Source organism: Citrobacter sp. UYEF32 (assembly GCF_040546205.1).
GTDB classification, from domain to species: Bacteria; Pseudomonadota; Gammaproteobacteria; order Enterobacterales; family Enterobacteriaceae; genus Phytobacter; species Phytobacter diazotrophicus.
Genome location: NZ_JBEPNI010000004.1, coordinates 399,239 through 416,007 on the forward strand (window position 1 = coordinate 399,239; position 16,769 = coordinate 416,007).

General features: G+C 53.4%; 15 protein-coding genes. 6 read left to right on the forward strand and 9 right to left on the reverse strand.

What is annotated here, in order from left to right; all coding sequences use genetic code 11:
- Window positions 1–64: 64 nt before the first annotated feature.
- From yqhD to ABIB59_RS13285, 3 genes are all read left to right on the forward strand, one after another.
- Window positions 65–1,228, forward strand: coding sequence for an alcohol dehydrogenase (gene yqhD, locus ABIB59_RS13275; RefSeq protein ID WP_354035732.1), 1,164 nt, complete (start codon window positions 65–67; stop codon window positions 1,226–1,228).
- 101 nt (window positions 1,229–1,329) lie between these two features.
- Complete coding sequence (dkgA, locus tag ABIB59_RS13280; RefSeq protein WP_039078081.1) at window positions 1,330–2,157, forward strand: 2,5-didehydrogluconate reductase DkgA; 828 nt, start codon at window positions 1,330–1,332, stop codon at window positions 2,155–2,157.
- Window positions 2,158–2,362: 205 nt separating this feature from the next.
- Window positions 2,363–3,817: a DASS family sodium-coupled anion symporter gene (locus ABIB59_RS13285; protein WP_039078082.1), complete on the forward strand. Its 1,455-nt coding sequence runs from the start codon at window positions 2,363–2,365 to the stop codon at window positions 3,815–3,817.
- Between the two features lie 46 nt (window positions 3,818–3,863).
- On the opposite strand, the gene ABIB59_RS13290 is transcribed toward ABIB59_RS13285, so the two are convergent.
- A complete protein-coding gene (locus ABIB59_RS13290; protein ID WP_110295740.1) occupies window positions 3,864–4,334 on the reverse strand; it encodes a carboxypeptidase-like regulatory domain-containing protein in 471 nt (156 codons plus the stop codon).
- Window positions 4,335–4,439: 105 nt separating this feature from the next.
- On the opposite strand from ABIB59_RS13290, the gene ABIB59_RS13295 reads away from it, so the two are divergent.
- Complete coding sequence (locus ABIB59_RS13295) at window positions 4,440–4,973, forward strand: DUF3828 domain-containing protein (RefSeq protein WP_354035735.1); 534 nt, start codon at window positions 4,440–4,442, stop codon at window positions 4,971–4,973.
- 97 nt (window positions 4,974–5,070) lie between these two features.
- Here the strand turns inward: ABIB59_RS13295 and ABIB59_RS13300 are convergent, their stop codons facing one another.
- The 5 genes from ABIB59_RS13300 to ABIB59_RS13320 form a co-directional block, all read right to left on the reverse strand.
- On the reverse strand, window positions 5,071–7,359 hold the full coding sequence (locus ABIB59_RS13300) for a YgiQ family radical SAM protein (RefSeq protein WP_502910508.1): 2,289 nt from the start codon (window positions 7,357–7,359) through the stop codon (window positions 5,071–5,073).
- Window positions 7,360–7,543: 184 nt separating this feature from the next.
- Window positions 7,544–8,956, reverse strand: a complete 1,413-nt coding sequence (gene ftsP / locus ABIB59_RS13305) for a cell division protein FtsP (RefSeq protein WP_354035737.1) — start codon at window positions 8,954–8,956, stop codon at window positions 7,544–7,546.
- A gap of 69 nt (window positions 8,957–9,025) precedes the next feature.
- Window positions 9,026–9,763, reverse strand: coding sequence for a 1-acylglycerol-3-phosphate O-acyltransferase (locus ABIB59_RS13310; protein ID WP_039078084.1), 738 nt, complete (start codon window positions 9,761–9,763; stop codon window positions 9,026–9,028).
- Between the two features lie 174 nt (window positions 9,764–9,937).
- Window positions 9,938–12,196, reverse strand: coding sequence for a DNA topoisomerase IV subunit A (parC, locus tag ABIB59_RS13315; protein WP_039078085.1), 2,259 nt, complete (start codon window positions 12,194–12,196; stop codon window positions 9,938–9,940).
- A gap of 173 nt (window positions 12,197–12,369) precedes the next feature.
- On the reverse strand, window positions 12,370–13,236 hold the full coding sequence (locus ABIB59_RS13320; RefSeq protein ID WP_071194544.1) for an AraC family transcriptional regulator: 867 nt from the start codon (window positions 13,234–13,236) through the stop codon (window positions 12,370–12,372).
- Window positions 13,237–13,436: 200 nt separating this feature from the next.
- Between ABIB59_RS13320 and ABIB59_RS13325 the strand changes: the two genes are divergently transcribed.
- Both ABIB59_RS13325 and ABIB59_RS13330 read left to right on the forward strand, forming a co-directional pair.
- Complete coding sequence (locus ABIB59_RS13325) at window positions 13,437–14,018, forward strand: NAD(P)H-dependent oxidoreductase (protein WP_047373098.1); 582 nt, start codon at window positions 13,437–13,439, stop codon at window positions 14,016–14,018.
- 30 nt (window positions 14,019–14,048) lie between these two features.
- Entirely contained in the window at window positions 14,049–14,363 is a 315-nt protein-coding gene (locus ABIB59_RS13330; protein ID WP_039078088.1) for a putative quinol monooxygenase, read from the forward strand.
- Between the two features lie 183 nt (window positions 14,364–14,546).
- Here ABIB59_RS13330 and ABIB59_RS13335 read toward each other — a convergent pair whose 3' ends face one another.
- From ABIB59_RS13335 to uxuA, 3 genes are all read right to left on the reverse strand, one after another.
- The gene (locus ABIB59_RS13335) at window positions 14,547–14,885 is read right to left on the reverse strand and encodes a DUF1869 domain-containing protein (protein WP_039078089.1); all 339 of its coding nucleotides are present in this window, start codon (window positions 14,883–14,885) and stop codon (window positions 14,547–14,549) included.
- A gap of 10 nt (window positions 14,886–14,895) precedes the next feature.
- Window positions 14,896–15,228, reverse strand: a complete 333-nt coding sequence (locus tag ABIB59_RS13340; protein ID WP_039078090.1) for a TehB family protein — start codon at window positions 15,226–15,228, stop codon at window positions 14,896–14,898.
- A 258-nt stretch (window positions 15,229–15,486) separates the two neighbouring features.
- Window positions 15,487–16,557, reverse strand: coding sequence for a mannonate dehydratase (gene uxuA, locus ABIB59_RS13345; protein ID WP_079497099.1), 1,071 nt, complete (start codon window positions 16,555–16,557; stop codon window positions 15,487–15,489).
- Window positions 16,558–16,769 lie beyond the last annotated feature (212 nt).

Consider the following 16,769-nt stretch of genomic DNA (forward strand, 5'->3'; position numbering starts at 1 on the left):
ACAATTATTGCCATCGGGCAGCATACTGCCTGCTCATCTATCACCCACATAAAGGGAACGAGCAATGAACAACTTTAATCTCCATACCCCTACCCGCATCCTGTTTGGTAAAGGCGCAATTGCCGATTTGCGTGAACAAATCCCGGCAGACGCTCGCGTCCTGATTACCTACGGTGGCGGTAGCGTGAAGAAAAACGGTGTGCTGGATCAGGTGTATAGCGCGCTGGAAGGTCTGGATGTGCGGGAATTCAGCGGTATCGAACCCAATCCATCTTACGAAACGCTGATGAAAGCCGTCAAAATCGCGCAGGATGAAAAAATTACCTTCCTGCTGGCGGTCGGCGGCGGCTCAGTGCTGGATGGCACCAAATTCATCGCTGCAGCGGCGCATTACGCAGAAGGCGTAGATCCGTGGGAAATTCTGCAAACCTACGGCAGCAAAATCACCAGCGCAATCCCGATGGGTTCCGTGCTGACGCTGCCGGCAACCGGCTCCGAATCCAACAAAGGCGCGGTTATCTCCCGTAAAACCACTGGCGATAAACAAGCGTTTATGTCTGAACACGTTCAGCCGATTTTTGCCGTGCTGGATCCGGTTTACACCTACACTCTGCCGCCGCGTCAGGCCGCTAACGGTGTTGTGGACGCCTTCGTGCATACCGTCGAGCAATATGTCACGTACCCGGTAAACGGCAAAATCCAGGATCGTTTCGCTGAAGGCATTCTGTTGACGCTGATTGAAGAAGGTCCGAAGGCGCTGAAAGAACCGGAAAACTATGATGTCCGCGCCAACGTCATGTGGGCGGCCACCCAGGCGCTAAACGGCCTGATTGGTGCGGGTGTGCCGCAAGACTGGGCAACCCATATGCTCGGCCATGAGCTGACGGCAATGCACGGTCTTGATCATGCCCAGACGCTGGCGATAGTGCTCCCTGCCCTGTGGAATGAGAAACGCGACACCAAGCGCGCCAAACTGCTGCAATATGCAGAACGTGTCTGGAATATCACGGAAGGTTCTGAAGACAGTCGTATCGATGCCGCTATCGAAGCAACCCGTGGTTTCTTTGAGCAGATGGGTGTGCCGACGCGTCTGTCCGGTTACGGTCTGGACGGCAGTTCTATCCCTGCATTGCTGGCAAAACTGGAAGAACATGGCATGACAAAACTCGGTGAACATCAGGATATTACTCTTGAAGTCAGCCGTCGCATTTACGAAGCGGCACGCTAAGCTTTTTACTCCGCTGCCTTTCGTTTTTGGACTTTTCGTCCAGACTTAATGCACACAACCTTACCGGGACTTGTCCCGGTAAGCTCATACAGGAGGAATGCATGACACATCCAACCGTGATTAAGCTTTCGGACGGCAACCTGATGCCGCAGCTGGGTCTTGGCGTGTGGAAAGCGGGCAATGAGGAAGTGGTTTCCGCCATTCACAAGGCGCTGGAAGTGGGCTATCGCTCTATTGATACCGCTGCCGCGTATAAAAATGAAGACGGCGTCGGCACGGCATTAAAAAGTGCAGGCGTTGCGCGTGAAGACCTGTTTATTACCACAAAACTGTGGAATGACGATCAGAAACGCCCACAGGAAGCATTGCAAGAAAGCCTCGATAAACTGCAGCTCGATTATGTTGATCTCTACCTGATGCACTGGCCGGTTCCGGCTATCGATCACTATGTTGAGGCCTGGAAAGGAATGATCAAACTCCAGGAACAGGGGCTGGTGAAGAGCATTGGGGTATGTAATTTCCAGATTCATCATCTGCAAAAGCTAATTGATGAGACGAACGTGACCCCGGTTATCAACCAGATTGAACTGCACCCTCTTTTGCAGCAGCGCCAGTTGCATGCCTGGAACGCCACGCACAAAATCCAGACCGAATCCTGGAGCCCACTGGCACAGGGCGGCGAAGGGGTATTTGACCAGAAAATTATCCGCGAGCTGGCGGATAAATACGGCAAGACCCCCGCACAGATTGTGATTCGCTGGCATTTGGACTGCGGTCTGGTTGTGATCCCGAAATCCGTCACTCCGGCGCGCATTGCCGAAAACTTTGACGTCTGGGATTTCCGTCTCGATAAAGACGAGCTGGCCGAAATCGCTAAACTCGATCAGGGTAAACGTCTTGGCCCTGACCCGGATCAGTTCGGCGGCTAATGCCTTTTACTCTCCACCCGCCCGGCGTCCATGCCGGGCTTTTTTTTCTCTGAAATCAGAAACATCAAGAAACAATTTAACCCTATTCTTATTGTGTATTTGTTCACATTTGTAGCGCAGCATAATTTATGCTGAAACCACATAATCACTTGTAATGATTATTTATTCGCGATGTTTTATTTACACCATGAATAGGGATGACTTTATGGCCGAAAAAACCACGTCAGGAGTCCGATGGCTCCCTTTAATTATTATCGTTGCTATCGCCACCGGCCTCTGGCAAATAGCCCCTCCGGAAGGACTCAGCGCCCAGGCCTGGCATTCAGCTATTGTCTTTGTCGCAACCATTGCCTCGATCGTCGCGAAAGTGCTGCCTATTGGCGCTGTCGGCATCATCGGTATTACCGTGTTCGCCCTCACCTACGCCGCGGGCGATAAAACCGCTAATGGCGCTATCCTCACGGCATTAAGCGAGCTGAACAGTTCACTTATCTGGCTTATCGTCGTCGCCTTTATGATCGCCCGTGGTTTTATCAAAACCGGGCTTGGTCGACGCATCGCACTACAAATGATCCGCCTGCTCGGTAAGCGCACGCTTGGGCTGGCATATGGTCTGGCGTTTGCCGATCTGATCCTCTCCCCCGCCATGCCAAGTAATACCGCGCGTTGCGGTGGGGTCATCTACCCGATTGCCGACTCACTGGCCCGCAGCTTTGACTCTCGCCCGGAAGATGAATCGCGTAGCAAAATCGGTACCTTTCTTATTACCTGTATCGGCAACGTTAACGATGTCACCGCCGCGCTGTTTATGACCGGCTATACCGGTAACCTGCTGGCGGTGAAGCTGGCGGCAAACGCAGGCGTCACGCTGACTTGGGGCGGCTGGTTTATCGCCGCGCTGGCCCCCTGCGTTGTCTCCTTGCTTATCGTGCCGGTGCTGGTTTACTGGATAACGCGTCCCGAAATCAAACATACCCCGGATGCCCCCGTCCTGGCGCAGCGTGAGCTGGCATTGATGGGGAAAATGAGCCGCGGCGAATGGCTGATGCTCGGCACCGTCCTGCTTCTGCTAATACTGTGGATCTTCGGCGATGCGCTGGGGGTGGACCCGACAACCGCATCTTTTGTTGGCCTGTCGGTACTGTTACTTTCCGGAGTACTGAGCTGGGAAGATGTGAAAAGCGAGAAAGGGGCCTGGGATACGCTGATCTGGTTTGCGGCGCTGCTGATGATGGCGAACCAGTTGAAAAAACTGGGCTTCACCACCTGGTTTGGCGGCGTGATTGGTGAAAGCATCGGAAACGCAATGGGCGGCACAAGTTGGGTGATTGTACTGTTGCTGCTGAATGCCGCCTATTTCTATACCCACTACTTTTTCGCCAGCGGTAATGCGCAAATCGCCGCACTGTACGCCGTCTTCCTCGGCGTGGGTATTCACCTGAATATTCCCGCCGCGCCAATGGCGCTGATGCTGGCGTTTACCAGTAGCCTCTATTGCTCACTGACGCAGTACACCCACGCACGCGGTCCTATTCTGTTTGGCGCCGGTTACGTGCCAACAGGCACCTGGTGGCGAACAGGGTTCTTGATTAGCCTGTTCAATCAGGCTGTGTTTATGACCATCGGCCTTGTCTGGTGGAAAATGCTGGGGCTGTACTAATGAGTCCTTTTAGCCCGGCCTGAGTGCCGGGCTGATTTCCACCGACTCACTCAGCCGTGCGGGATGCCTGTATTTCTTTATACGGCACCCGCTGGCAGATATCCGGCGTTGTGCCCTCTTTATCCGTTGGCAGTTGCGTTTCAGGTAGCGTACACAGTACACCCACTTCCGACGGACCCGAGCCGTAAGGTCCACTCAGCCCGTATGAGAGCAACACATCGTATTGCTGCCCCTGCGCACTGATAAGCAAGCGGGAAAGGTTAATCTTGTCGATTGGCCCAACGGGTAAAAAGAACGACCATTCATGCTCGCCTGCAAAAGCGAAGAAGCCCTTGCTATCGGTTACGGTGCTGGCCCCTGGATGATAGCTTTTCAGCGTAATAGTGGCCGCAGTTATAGGTTTTCCGCTGCTATCCACCAGGCGGCCTTCCAGTGCGGGTTGAGACTGGGTGTATGCCACACACCCGCTTTGCAATAGCGCTAAAAGCGCGATACCCGGCCAGAATCGTGTTGCCATCACTCGCTCCTTGAATTCAGATAAACATCTCTTCGTATATGAAGACTTACGCCTGCACAAAGGCAATGCTACTCTGGGTACAGTGCCCCACAAGAAGAATCGACTATGCGAAAACTATTGGTATTGCTTTTTATTTGCAGCTTTTCCGCGTTTGGTGAATCTCCTCAGCGTAGCGTGGAATTGCTTTATCAGCACTATAAGGATAATCAAGCCGGGGTCATTTTTGATGCTTCCGGCAAGGATCAGGTGATTTCCAGCCGGCTCATGAAAGAGGTCGCAGAGGATCAGAGGCTGACGGCGGAGGGAGATGTAGGCTATTTGAATTACGATCCTATCTGCGGTTGCCAGGATTATGACAACCTGGTGCTGGAGCAGGTCGATATCGTGCCCCATGATAGTCAGCACGTTGACGCGGTGGTCCGCTTCCGCCCATTCAGCGATGGGCCGGAGACCGTTACACAGACGCTCTCTCTGGTGGATGAAAACGGCCGCTGGCTGATTGACGACATCGTCAATGAAACCCAGAGCTTATACCAGGGGATTAAAGAGTATAACCGCGAGCGACAGCAGGAAGCGCTGAGCGATAAAGCGGACGAAAAACATGTCACCAGCGCACCTTCTTCCCAGCCTTCTCCCTAGCAGAGTGGCAGGCAATTTAGCGCGTTCCCGGATGCGGCGCTAAACGCCTTATCCGGGCTACAGCCCCTCTCCCGAAGGGTAAGGGGCAGGTGAATCGTTAGCTCCCCTTACGCTTCACCGCTTTTTTCGCGTTATCATTTTTCATTACGCCGCTTTTCACCGCGCCACTCTTCACAGCCCCCGTTTTCACAGCATCACTTTTCACTGCGCCGTTTTTCGCAACGCCACGCTTTGCGGTTTCGCTGCGTGTGGAACCGTTCTGACGCTGATGAACAATCGGGGTGTGTTTGGTCAGCGCCGGACGGGTATTACGATTCTGGCGACGCGCTTCACGCATTTCATCCAGCGTCGGGGCCGGTACCAGACAATCGCGACGTGAACCAATCAGGTGCTTTTTACCCATCTCTTCCAGCGCCTGACGGATCATCGGCCAGTTCGCCGGATCGTGGTAACGCAGCAGCGCTTTATGCAGACGACGCTGTTTGTCGCCCTTCGGCACCACCACATCTTCACTCTTATAACCAATCTTACCGAGCGGGTTTTTCCCGGTGTAATACATGGTCGTTGAGTTAGCGAGCGGTGACGGATAGAAGTTCTGTACCTGGTCGAGGCGGAAACGGTGGCGCTTGAGCCACAGTGCCAGATTGACCATATCCTCATCGCGCGTACCAGGGTGAGCAGAGATAAAGTACGGGATCAAATACTGCTCTTTACCGGCCTGCTTCGAGAAGGTATCAAATAGCTCTTTGAAACGGTCATAGCTCCCCATGCCCGGTTTCATCATCTTCGACAGCGGCCCTTCTTCGGTATGTTCCGGGGCAATCTTCAGATAGCCACCCACGTGGTGCGTCGCCAGCTCTTTGATATAACGCGGATCTTCTACGGCGATGTCGTAACGTACCCCGGAGGCGATCAGGATCTTTTTGATGCCTTTCAGATCGCGTGCGCGGCGGTACAAATTGATCGTCGGCTCATGGTTGGTATCCATGTGCTGGCAAATATCCGGGTACACACAGGACAAACGGCGACAGGTTTGTTCCGCGCGCGGCGACTTACAGCGCAGCATGTACATGTTGGCCGTTGGGCCACCCAGATCGGAGATGACGCCGGTAAAACCCGGAACCGTGTCACGAATTGCTTCGATCTCGTTAATGATCGAATCTTCCGAACGGCTCTGAATAATGCGCCCTTCGTGTTCGGTGATCGAACAGAAGGAGCAGCCACCAAAGCAGCCGCGCATGATATTGATGGAGAAACGGATCATTTCGTACGCCGGAATACGGCTGTTACCGTAGGCCGGATGCGGAACACGCTTGTACGGCAGGGCAAACACACTGTCCATCTCTTCGGTAGAAAGCGGGATAGCCGGCGGGTTAATCCAGATGTAGCGATCGCCATGTTTTTGCATCAGTGCACGAGCACAGCCGGGGTTGGTTTCATGATGCAAAATACGCGAAGCGTGGGCATACAGCACTTTGTCGCTTTTGACCTTCTCAAAGGAGGGCAGCAGCACGTAGGTTTTTTCCCACGGTTTCGGACGCGGTGGCTGAACAACGACAGCTTTCGCTTCGGCTTTCTTCGGCTCGACAGGTTTGTTATCCGCGCACGGCAAATCTTCGCCGTAGGGATGCGGAATCGGGTCGATTTTACCCGGCATATCAATAATACGTGAATCCACGCCGCTCCAGCCCGGCAGCGCTTCTTTCACCATGATCGCGGTGTTACGGACATCGCGAATCTCTGAGATAGGCTCGCCCTGTGCCAGACGATGCGCCACTTCCACCAGCGGACGTTCACCGTTACCGAACATCAGCATGTCGGCTTTGGAGTCCACCAGCACCGAACGGCGCACGGTATCGGACCAGTAATCGTAATGGGCGGTACGGCGCAGGCTCGCTTCAATGCCACCGAGGATCACCGGCACATCTCTCCAGGCTTCTTTGCAACGCTGGGTATACGCAAGCGTCGCGCGATCCGGACGTTTACCCGCCACGTTATCCGGGGTGTAGGCATCGTCATGGCGCAGCTTACGATCCGCCGTATAGCGGTTGATCATCGAGTCCATGTTGCCTGCGGTCACACCGAAGAACAGGTTTGGTTTACCCAAACGCATAAAGTCGTCTTTGCTGTTCCAGTCAGGCTGGGCAATGATGCCAACGCGAAAGCCCTGGGCTTCGAGCATACGACCACAGATAGCCATACCGAAGCTCGGGTGATCGACATACGCATCGCCCGTTACCAGAATGATGTCGCAGCTATCCCAGCCGAGTTGATCCATTTCATCGCGGGACATAGGTAAAAACGGAGCCGGACCAAAGCAGGCCGCCCAGTACTGGGGCCATGAAAAAAGGTCGCGATCCGGCTGGATCAGGGATATTGCGCTCATCTTGCTTCCAAAAAAGTGGCAAAAAAATAAACAAAGGGCGTGGATTATACGCTGGATCAATACATGAAATGAAGGAATATGTGTGGGGTTTTCGCCTCAGAACCCGAAGAGGATATAGCCCGGATAAGGCGTTTACGCCGTCATCCGGGAACGCTGTCGGGCGACAGAGTAGCATCCATATCGACTAGGCCGCCGGATTCACCAGCAACTGCCCGATCGAGCCGCGATCCGCCATCTCCAGGGTCTGACTGCCATACTGGAACGGGAAATGCGGCCATGACGGTTGCCCGTAATAGACCAGCAACTCCACCTGGCCATCAACCCACACGGTATCTTTCCAGCCACGATCTTCCGGGAACGGCATTGCGCCATTGACGTTACGCACCTGGAACTGTACGCCTTCCATATGGAATGATTGCGGCATGTCCGCACGCACTGTCCAGCGCTCCCAGGAGCCCTGCTGAGCGGTAGTGTCGATACGCTGCGGATCCCACAGTTGCCCGTTGATCCCCGGATCGCTGCCCAGTGTAATATCGCGGCTGCGCACAGGCGTACCGGTCATGATGTCCGATGGCAAAAGCCGCATCGGTAAAGTATCGGTGACCAGTGGCAGCAGTCCGGTAGGCCGCAGCGTCAGTACCAGGGTGGAAATCAAAATACTGGAGGGCTCAAAAAAGCCGCGCAGACGATCCATAATGCCAGCCGCTTCACCGCAGGTGACAGAAACCTCATCACCGTTGGTCATATCAACCAGCACCTCACGACGTTCACCCGGCGCCAGCGCCAGTTGCTTGATCGACACGGGAACAGGCAAAAACCCCTGATCGCCGGAGATCACATGCAGGGGACGTCCGTCACTCATCTGCAACTGATAACGACGAGAATTTGAGGCATTGAGCAGACGTAAACGCACCCAGCCGCGCGACACCTCGACAAACGGGCTTTGCGCGCCGTTGACCATCAGGGTATCGCCGACAAAGCCGCCGCTGCCTGGCTCGCTGTATTCCGGCGTACCAAAATTATCCAGCCGTTTATCCTGGATAATAATCGGGAAATCATCCACACCGTAGTGGTTCGGAATGGGCAGCGATTTACTGACGTCATCTTCCACCAGCCACATTCCGGCGAGGCCATTGTAAACCTGCTGTGCGGTACGGTTCGGCGTGTTGGCGTGATACCAGAGCGTGGCGGCACTTTGGCGAATCGGCAGCACTGGCGCCCAGTCATTATTCGCAGTCATCATCCGCGCGGCGCCGCCAATTAATGGCCCAGGCACTTGCAGCCCGCTCACCGTCATAGAGACATTTTCTGCCAGACGGTTGCTGTAAATCATTTTGACGTCATCGCCGCTCCAGACCCGGATAGTCGGCCCAAGATAACGCCCGTTAACCCCCCAGACCTGCGCGCGCGTTCCGGTGGCAAATGACCAGTGCGTACGCTGAAGAGTCAGGAAAAGCGGCTGCCCGCGACGGGATTCAATTAACGGAGGTATCGGCAGCGGCGGTTGCTGCCCGGCGGCGTTCGCCCTCAGCGGTATCGCGCCTGCGCAGAATGCAGCCCCGGATACCTGAATAAATTGACGCCGACTGAGTGACATAGTTGCTCCGTGTAAAAACTGAATAAACCGCGCGGGAAATCATTTCCCGGCATCAATATAGCAAAAGGATTAGACCCTTCCTGTGGCCTCGCGCTCAGCCACTTCTTTGTCCAGCTCATCGATTTTCGTTTTCATCAGCTCATGGCAATGCGCGGCCAGTTCACGAATCTGATCTTTACCGTAACCAGTGGTATCGATGGGGGGCAGCATTTCGACAATCACCAACCCGTTTTTCAGGCGGTTAAGATTGATTTTATTCGACGTACCAGAGACACAAACCGGAATAATCGGCACGCCAGCGGCGATGGCTGCGTGGAACGCCCCTGTTTTGAACGGCAGCAACCCACGCCCACGGCTGCGGGTGCCTTCCGGGAACATCCAGACAGAAATATTGCGCTTCTGAATATGTTTCACCACCTGTGCAATGGTGCCGTGCGCCTTTGCCCGGTTATTACGATCGATCAGCAGGTTGCCCGTTAACCAGTAAAGCAAACCAAAAAACGGCACCCACAGCAGGCTTTTTTTGCCGACGGTGACGGTTGGCGGTTGAACGATGTTAGACGCGGTGACCATATCGTAGTTGTTCTGGTGATTCGCGATATAGATAGCCTTGCCATGCTGCTCGTAACCCTGCGGGAAACGCTTTTCGACCTTTAAACCAAATACCGGAGCCAGGCGGCCAAACATATGCCCGAAGGTAGCAACATGCTTCGGATTACGTGGGCTGAACAGGCAGTAAAGAGAACCAAAGACACACACCAGAATGGAATAAATAACAACGATGATGAAGCGAACAATAAATAGCATAGCTACCTCGAAAACCCATCCCTATGTGCATAAACACTAGCCTGCAACACTCAGGCCTGGTTAGATGCGGGGTCGTAAAAACGTATTGTTAATCGCAACTCTGGAATAAACAACGCTTTTACGGGAAAAATTAGTCATTCCCCCAACGATGTGTGGGGGATGAATGCAGAACAATTACTCTTCGCTGTTTCCGACGCTGGGGCGGGACGGTGAATCAATCTCAACGCGATCGATACGCTGCAAGCCGCGCATCAGCGTCCCGCGACGGCCACGTTCTCCCTGCACTTTCTGCAGTTCTTCCGGGCGCAGTTTGATTTTACGTTTACCCACATGAATCGTCAGCGTGCTCTGCGGCGGCAGCAGGTAGAGATGCGCCAGGCCGTCTTCGCCTTTGGCGGCTTCGGCCGACGGAATGCCGATTATCTTGTTGCCTTTGCCTTTTGACAACTGCGGCAGATCGCCCACCGGGAACATCAGCATGCGGCCTGCCGTGGTGATCGCGAGCAGCATATCCGCGTCGTTTTCAATTTCCAGCGGCGGCATCACACGGGCGTTGTCCGGCAGACTGATCAGCGTCTTACCCGCACGGTTTCGCGCCACCAAATCGTTGAATGTGCAGACAAAACCGTAACCGGCATCGCTCGCCATCAGCAGTTTCTGGTCTTCGTTGGTCATGACCATATGCTCAACAACGGCACCCGGCGGCAGGGTCAGTTTACCGGTTAACGGCTCCCCTTGCCCACGCGCAGAAGGTAACGTGATCGGGTCAATGGCATAGCTGCGCCCGGTCGAGTCGATAAAGACCACCGGCTGATTGCTCTTGCCCTTCGCCGACGCTTTCCAGCTATCGCCTGCTTTGTAGCTTAAGCCCTGTGCATCAATGTCATGGCCTTTAGCGCTACGTACCCAGCCCATTTGCGACAGTACGATAGTCACTGGCTCAGACGGCTGCATATCGTGTTCGTTCATCGCTTTCGCTTCTTCGCGTTCATGCAGCGGTGAACGGCGGTCGTCGCCAAAGGCATCGGAATCCGCCTGCAGCTCTTTCTTGAGCAGATTATTCATCTTGCGCTCAGAGGCAAGGATAGCCTGCAGTTGATCGCGCTCTTTTGCCAGCTCGTCCTGCTCGCCGCGAATTTTCATCTCTTCGAGTTTGGCGAGGTGGCGTAATTTCAGTTCGAGAATGGCTTCGGCCTGGGTCTCGCTGATGCCAAACCGCGACATCAGAACCGGCTTCGGCTCATCTTCGGTGCGAATAATATGAATCACTTCGTCAATATTGAGGAATGCTACCAGCAGGCCTTCAAGGATATGCAGGCGCTTGAGCACTTTCTCCAGACGATAATTCAGGCGACGACGTACCGTATCGCGACGGAAAGTCAGCCATTCGGTGAGGATCTCCAGCAGGTTTTTCACCGCCGGACGTCCGTCCAGACCGATCATGTTGAGGTTAATACGGTAGCTTTTTTCCAGATCGGTGGTGGCAAACAGGTGGTTCATAACCTGCTCCATATCCACGCGGTTGGAGCGCGGCACAATCACCAGACGGGTCGGGTTTTCGTGGTCGGACTCATCGCGCAGGTCATCCACCATCGGCAGCTTTTTGTTGCGCATCTGGGCGGCAATCTGCTCCAGTACGCGCGCACCGGAAACCTGGTGCGGCAACGCGGTAATCACCACGGCGCCGTCTTCTTTTTTCCACACCGCACGCATACGTACGGAGCCGCGACCGTTCTCGTAAATTTTACGGATTTCAGTTCGCGACGTGATGATTTCTGCTTCGGTCGGGTAATCCGGCCCCTGAACGATATCCAGAATCTGGTCGAGGGTGGTTTTCGGCTGTTCAATCAGGGTGATCGCCGCTTTTGCCACTTCACGCAGGTTATGCGGCGGGATATCGGTCGCCATCCCGACTGCAATCCCGGTGGTGCCGTTTAGCAGAATGTTCGGCAGGCGCGCAGGTAGCATCTTCGGCTCCTGCAGCGTACCATCAAAGTTTGGAACCCAATCCGCCGTCCCCTGCCCCAGTTCACCCAGCAGCACTTCGGCGTATTTGGACAAACGGGATTCGGTATAACGCATTGCGGCGAAGGATTTCGGGTCGTCCGGCGCCCCCCAGTTCCCCTGCCCGTCAACCAGCGGGTAGCGATAGGAGAATGGCTGTGCCATTAAGACCATGGCTTCGTAACAGGCGCTGTCGCCGTGCGGGTGATATTTACCCAGTACGTCGCCCACGGTACGGGCGGATTTTTTGAATTTGGCGCTGGCGCTCAGCCCCAATTCAGACATAGCGTAAACAATGCGACGCTGAACAGGTTTCAGGCCATCACCGATAAACGGCAACGCACGGTCCATGATGACGTACATGGAATAGTTCAGATACGCGTTTTCCGTAAATTCATGTAGCGCAAGGCGCTCTGCCATATCGCTCATTAAGTGTGATTCCTCAACATGTGCGTCCGCCTTTTCGGCGGCAATATTGCCGCAGATACTACCCTATCTGTGACGTTAAGGCATAGTGATGCGCGTACAAAACCTATCGCGCCGGGGGACTTTCGCCTGTTCAGGCATCTGGCGGCCACCGAAGGCTGGTGGCCGCGTCAGGCTTACACGAGGGGAAGGTAAATATCGGTCTTGAGTTCGTGCTCAGGCACCTGATGCACAAAATTCAGATAGTGGAAAAAGACCGGGAAATCGCGCACGGTTTCACCACTCTCCGGCAGCCAGTGCCGAAAAAGGTGATACACGCTCTCTCCCACGGAGTCGAGCGAGCCATGATGACGGATGACCGCGCAGCGCCCGCCGGGGATTTCGCCATTTTCGACGCCAAACGTATTTGCCGGTACTGCCTGCTCCACGGCCGCACAAATATCAAAGCGGAACGCGTCGGCAGGCACTGACTCGGGATCGTCCCATGCAATACCGTATGTCGGATAACGCTCAACCGGCGAAAGTCCGCTACTTCGCCGCCACTCAATAAATGTCGCGGCGCTGGCATTCACCTGCGCCGGGTCGCCCCGGTGTTTTAGCATCGCCACTGGCGTGGTCGGAAACAGGACTATGTTGATCTCTTTCATCGTTCGCTCCTGAGAAACGTTTTTCGGTACGCGTCGGTGCCAGTTCACCCAGTCCGGTTCACGACGAAACTGACGGGGACTGGCGCCTAACGCCGTTTTGAAGGCGCGACTGAACGACTCCGGATTTTGAAAACCCGCATCCAGGGCGATATCGATAATTTTATCGTGCGGATTAAACGCCAGCCGCCATGAGGCGTGACGCAGCCGCAGCCACTGGATATAGCGATAAAGCGGCATTCCGCTCCAGGCTGTAAACATCCGGTGAAAGTGAAAAGGCGAGCAGTGCGCAATCGCACTCAATGCCTCCAGTAATAAGGGCTCATCCAGATGACGTTCAATGTAGTGACAAACCATTCTGAAACGTGCTGAATAAACCGCCTTACGCGTGTCGTTCATCGCATCCTCCTGAGGCGCTACTTTGGCGGTTCGACGACGGTTAATCCTGACCGATCTTGCGCAATACGCGCAGTCGTTTCAGTCCCACTCCGAAAGCGATTATTGCTTTAAATGCAAAAGTCTTTGCACGCTTTGCCAGTTTTGTCATTGACGCATGCGGGATAAAATTACCGGCATTAACGTTTCGCTAAGGACAAAAAATGAGCAATATCCTGATTATCAACGGCGCAAAAAAATTCGCCCACTCTAAAGGTCAACTCAATGACACCCTCACCTCTGTCGCCGAAAGTTTTCTGCGCGATAACGGACACGCAGTAAAAAGCGTACGTACCGACGGAGATTATGATGTTAAAGAAGAAGTGCAGAATTTTCTCTGGGCCGATGTGGTTATCTGGCAGATGCCAGGCTGGTGGATGGGTGCTCCCTGGACCGTAAAAAAATACATGGACGATGTGTTTACCGAAGGCCACGGCTCGCTGTATGCCAGCGATGGGCGAACCCGTTCTGACGGCGCGAAAAAGTACGGTTCCGGTGGTCTGATTCAGGGGAAAAAATACATGCTTTCTCTGACGTGGAACGCACCGCTTGATGCCTTTACCGATGAAGAGCAGTTCTTCCATGGCGTCGGCGTTGACGGTGTTTATCTGCCGTTCCACAAAGCGAATCAGTTCCTTGGGATGGAAGCTCTGCCGAGCTTTATCGCGAATGACGTGATCAAAATGCCAGATGTGCCGCGTTATATTGAGGAATATCGCAAGCATCTTGCGGAGATTTTTGCTTAACTGTGAAGCTGGACTTAGAAGGAGTTAACCATGTTGACAGTGATTGCTGAAATTCGTACCCGTCCTGGCCAGCACCATCGCCAGGCGGTCCTTGATCAATTCGCAAAAATTATCCCGACTGTATTGCAGGAAGAGGGTTGCCATGGCTATGCGCCGTGGGTTGACCATGCCGCAGGCGTCAGTTTCCAGACGAGCGCACCGGACTCCATTATCATGGTGGAAAACTGGGAGAGCGTGGCGCATTTAGAAGCGCATCTGCAAACGCCACATATGAAAGCCTGGAGCGAAGCCGTGAAAGGCGATGTGCTGGAAACGCATATCCGCATTCTGGAACAAGGGGTCTAATCCCCTCGTCGTCCCCCGATCTTGTCTCAGGGTTTCCCGGATGCGGCGTAAGCGTCTTGTCCGGGCTATACAAGGGATCGGCGATACGCGTTGCCATTAACCCTGTGAGATAAAGGCTTTAAATTTTCATCTCACAGGGGTAAATCACGATGACATCATCCTTCATGCGACATCAAAAGCGATTCACCATCCGCAGACGTTGGTCTCTTCATCAGACTCATAGCCACGCACGATGTTGATCAGATCTTTGACCGCATCCGCCGCCACAGTAGCATCGTGCAGCTCTGCCAGCGCAGAGAAATCTTTATCCACTGACACGCCGTTGTTGTTATTGGTCACCGTCAGGATAAAACCCTTCTCGCTTGCGCTCTTATCCGCCAATTTTTCAACCAGCTCAGCCACCGCCGCGACGGCGATATCCGGCACATAGAGCGCCATCGGTTTCAGATACACTTTTTCTGCCGTTGTTTTGCTGCCACGGTTTGTGACGGCCAGCGAATAGCCTTTGTTTTCCGTTGTCATGACATCCCCCTCAACCTTCAATCAGTACTTTGGGATCGACCCAAAAATCGACGTTGAATACCGTATCGTCTGATAGCGCTTCAATGCGGTGCCACTTTTCTGCCGGAAATACGCCAAACTGTCCGGCTTCGATGGTCATCGTTTCCACCGGTTGCGGGCTGGTTTCATCGGCATAGCCGTAATAGCGAATCGCCCCCTGCATAACGCACAAGCGTGGATTTACCCCCTGGCGCGTACCGGCATCCAGATGCCGCTGCCAGATAGAGGCGGGGGCAGTCTCTTTAGTCCATAACGGTGTTGAGCGCACGTGCACATAATGTGTTGGTATAACAATGCGTTGCATGTTTCATCCTTAATAAAATATGCGTCGGTTGAAACGATATATTGCAAATAAAATACACCTTTAAAGTGAGAATAAAAGCGTTGAAGCGGCGTTGTACGCCATGAGGAGTAGAGGGGGAGTAGACCGGGAAGGAGAGAGATAACGGTTATGAAAAAGCGCAGCCGGGACATCCGGTTGCGCCGTAAAACGCCTTATTCAGGCGTGCCTGATTTCAGAACCGCAGGGATCTGGCGAGGCAATACCGCCAGTTTCAGAACATTACGCCGACTGTTTTTGCAACGCTTCCCACAGGCCCACCAGGTAAGTGACACCCAGCGCGCGATCGTATAATCCGTAGCCCGGACGACCGGTTTCCCCCCAGATAAAACGGCCATGATCCGGGCGAATATAACCATCAAAACCATTGTCGTGCAGCGCTTGCATCACTTTGTACATATCCAGAGATCCGTACTGTGACGGATGTGCGCACTCATAAAAGTCTTTATCCTTAATCAGTTTAATATTACGCACATGGGCAAAATGAATACGCTTGCGACGGGTAAATTCAGCCAGAATCTCGTAGACATTATTTTCAGGGTCTTCGGCAATTGAGCCCGTACACAGGGTGATACCATTGGCTTCTGAATCGACGGCGTTACAGAGCCAATCCAGATCCTGACGATTTTTGACAACGCGCGGCAGGCCGAAAATAGAGTACGGCGGATCGTCCGGATGAATTGCCATTTTGACACCAACGTCTTCACAAACCGGAATGACTGCCTTGAGAAAATAAACTAAATTTTCCCGTAATTTTTCGTCGTCGACACCTTTATAACTGGCAAATAATTTCTGTACCTGCGCCAGACGTTCAGGTTCCCACCCAGGCAGTGCAAAGCCGTTTGAATTACTGAGCACCTCACTCACCACCTCTTCCAGGCTTTTATCAATATCCTTTTTCTCAAAGGCCATGGTCAGGGAGCCGTCTGGCAGAACATAGTTCATGTCAGTCTTCATCCAGTCAAAAACAGGCATGAAGTTGTAGCAAATGACCTTCACACCAAACCGCGCCAGATTGCGAATGGTTTGCTTGTAATTTTCAATGTAACGGTCGCGGCTCGGTAGGCCAATTTTGATGTCATCATGAATATTAACGCTCTCGATGACTTCCATTTTCAGGCCGGCGGCAGTGGCCTGGCCGACCAGCGCTTCAATCTTATCTTCGGGCCATATTTCACCCACCGGGATGTCGTACAACGCACCGACAACCCCTTCTACGCCCGGAACCTGACGAATATATTCCAGAGAAACTTTGTCCTCTGTTGACCCAAACCACCGCATTGTCATCTGCATAGAACAACCTCAACCCGAATGAGCAAAAATATCTACCATACTAGTAGCTGATGAGCAGTACAGTAAAACGACGGGCTTTAATAATCAATAGATTTTCTGAATCAATAAACGAGGTTAAATATATTGAACAATATGTTAAGCACCCGTTAACAATCTAACTACAAGCACAGTTAAAACACTATTTCAAAATTTGACACCCTTCACATAATTAA

Coding starts and splice junctions, on each gene's coding strand:
- ABIB59_RS13290 (WP_110295740.1), bottom strand. CDS start 4,334: ATGGCAACACGATTCTGGCCGGGTATCGCGCTTTTAGCGCTATTGCAA.
- ftsP (WP_354035737.1), bottom strand. CDS start 8,956: ATGTCACTCAGTCGGCGTCAATTTATTCAGGTATCCGGGGCTGCATTC.
- uxuA (WP_079497099.1), bottom strand. CDS start 16,557: ATGCAGATGACAATGCGGTGGTTTGGGTCAACAGAGGACAAAGTTTCT.
- parC (WP_039078085.1), bottom strand. CDS start 12,196: ATGAGCGATATGGCAGAGCGCCTTGCGCTACATGAATTTACGGAAAAC.
- ABIB59_RS13320 (WP_071194544.1), bottom strand. CDS start 13,236: ATGAACGACACGCGTAAGGCGGTTTATTCAGCACGTTTCAGAATGGTT.
- ABIB59_RS13325 (WP_047373098.1), top strand. CDS start 13,437: ATGAGCAATATCCTGATTATCAACGGCGCAAAAAAATTCGCCCACTCT.
- ABIB59_RS13295 (WP_354035735.1), top strand. CDS start 4,440: ATGCGAAAACTATTGGTATTGCTTTTTATTTGCAGCTTTTCCGCGTTT.
- ABIB59_RS13285 (WP_039078082.1), top strand. CDS start 2,363: ATGGCCGAAAAAACCACGTCAGGAGTCCGATGGCTCCCTTTAATTATT.
- ABIB59_RS13340 (WP_039078090.1), bottom strand. CDS start 15,228: ATGCAACGCATTGTTATACCAACACATTATGTGCACGTGCGCTCAACA.
- dkgA (WP_039078081.1), top strand. CDS start 1,330: ATGACACATCCAACCGTGATTAAGCTTTCGGACGGCAACCTGATGCCG.
- ABIB59_RS13330 (WP_039078088.1), top strand. CDS start 14,049: ATGTTGACAGTGATTGCTGAAATTCGTACCCGTCCTGGCCAGCACCAT.
- ABIB59_RS13300 (WP_502910508.1), bottom strand. CDS start 7,359: ATGAGCGCAATATCCCTGATCCAGCCGGATCGCGACCTTTTTTCATGG.
- yqhD (WP_354035732.1), top strand. CDS start 65: ATGAACAACTTTAATCTCCATACCCCTACCCGCATCCTGTTTGGTAAA.
- ABIB59_RS13335 (WP_039078089.1), bottom strand. CDS start 14,885: ATGACAACGGAAAACAAAGGCTATTCGCTGGCCGTCACAAACCGTGGC.
- ABIB59_RS13310 (WP_039078084.1), bottom strand. CDS start 9,763: ATGCTATTTATTGTTCGCTTCATCATCGTTGTTATTTATTCCATTCTG.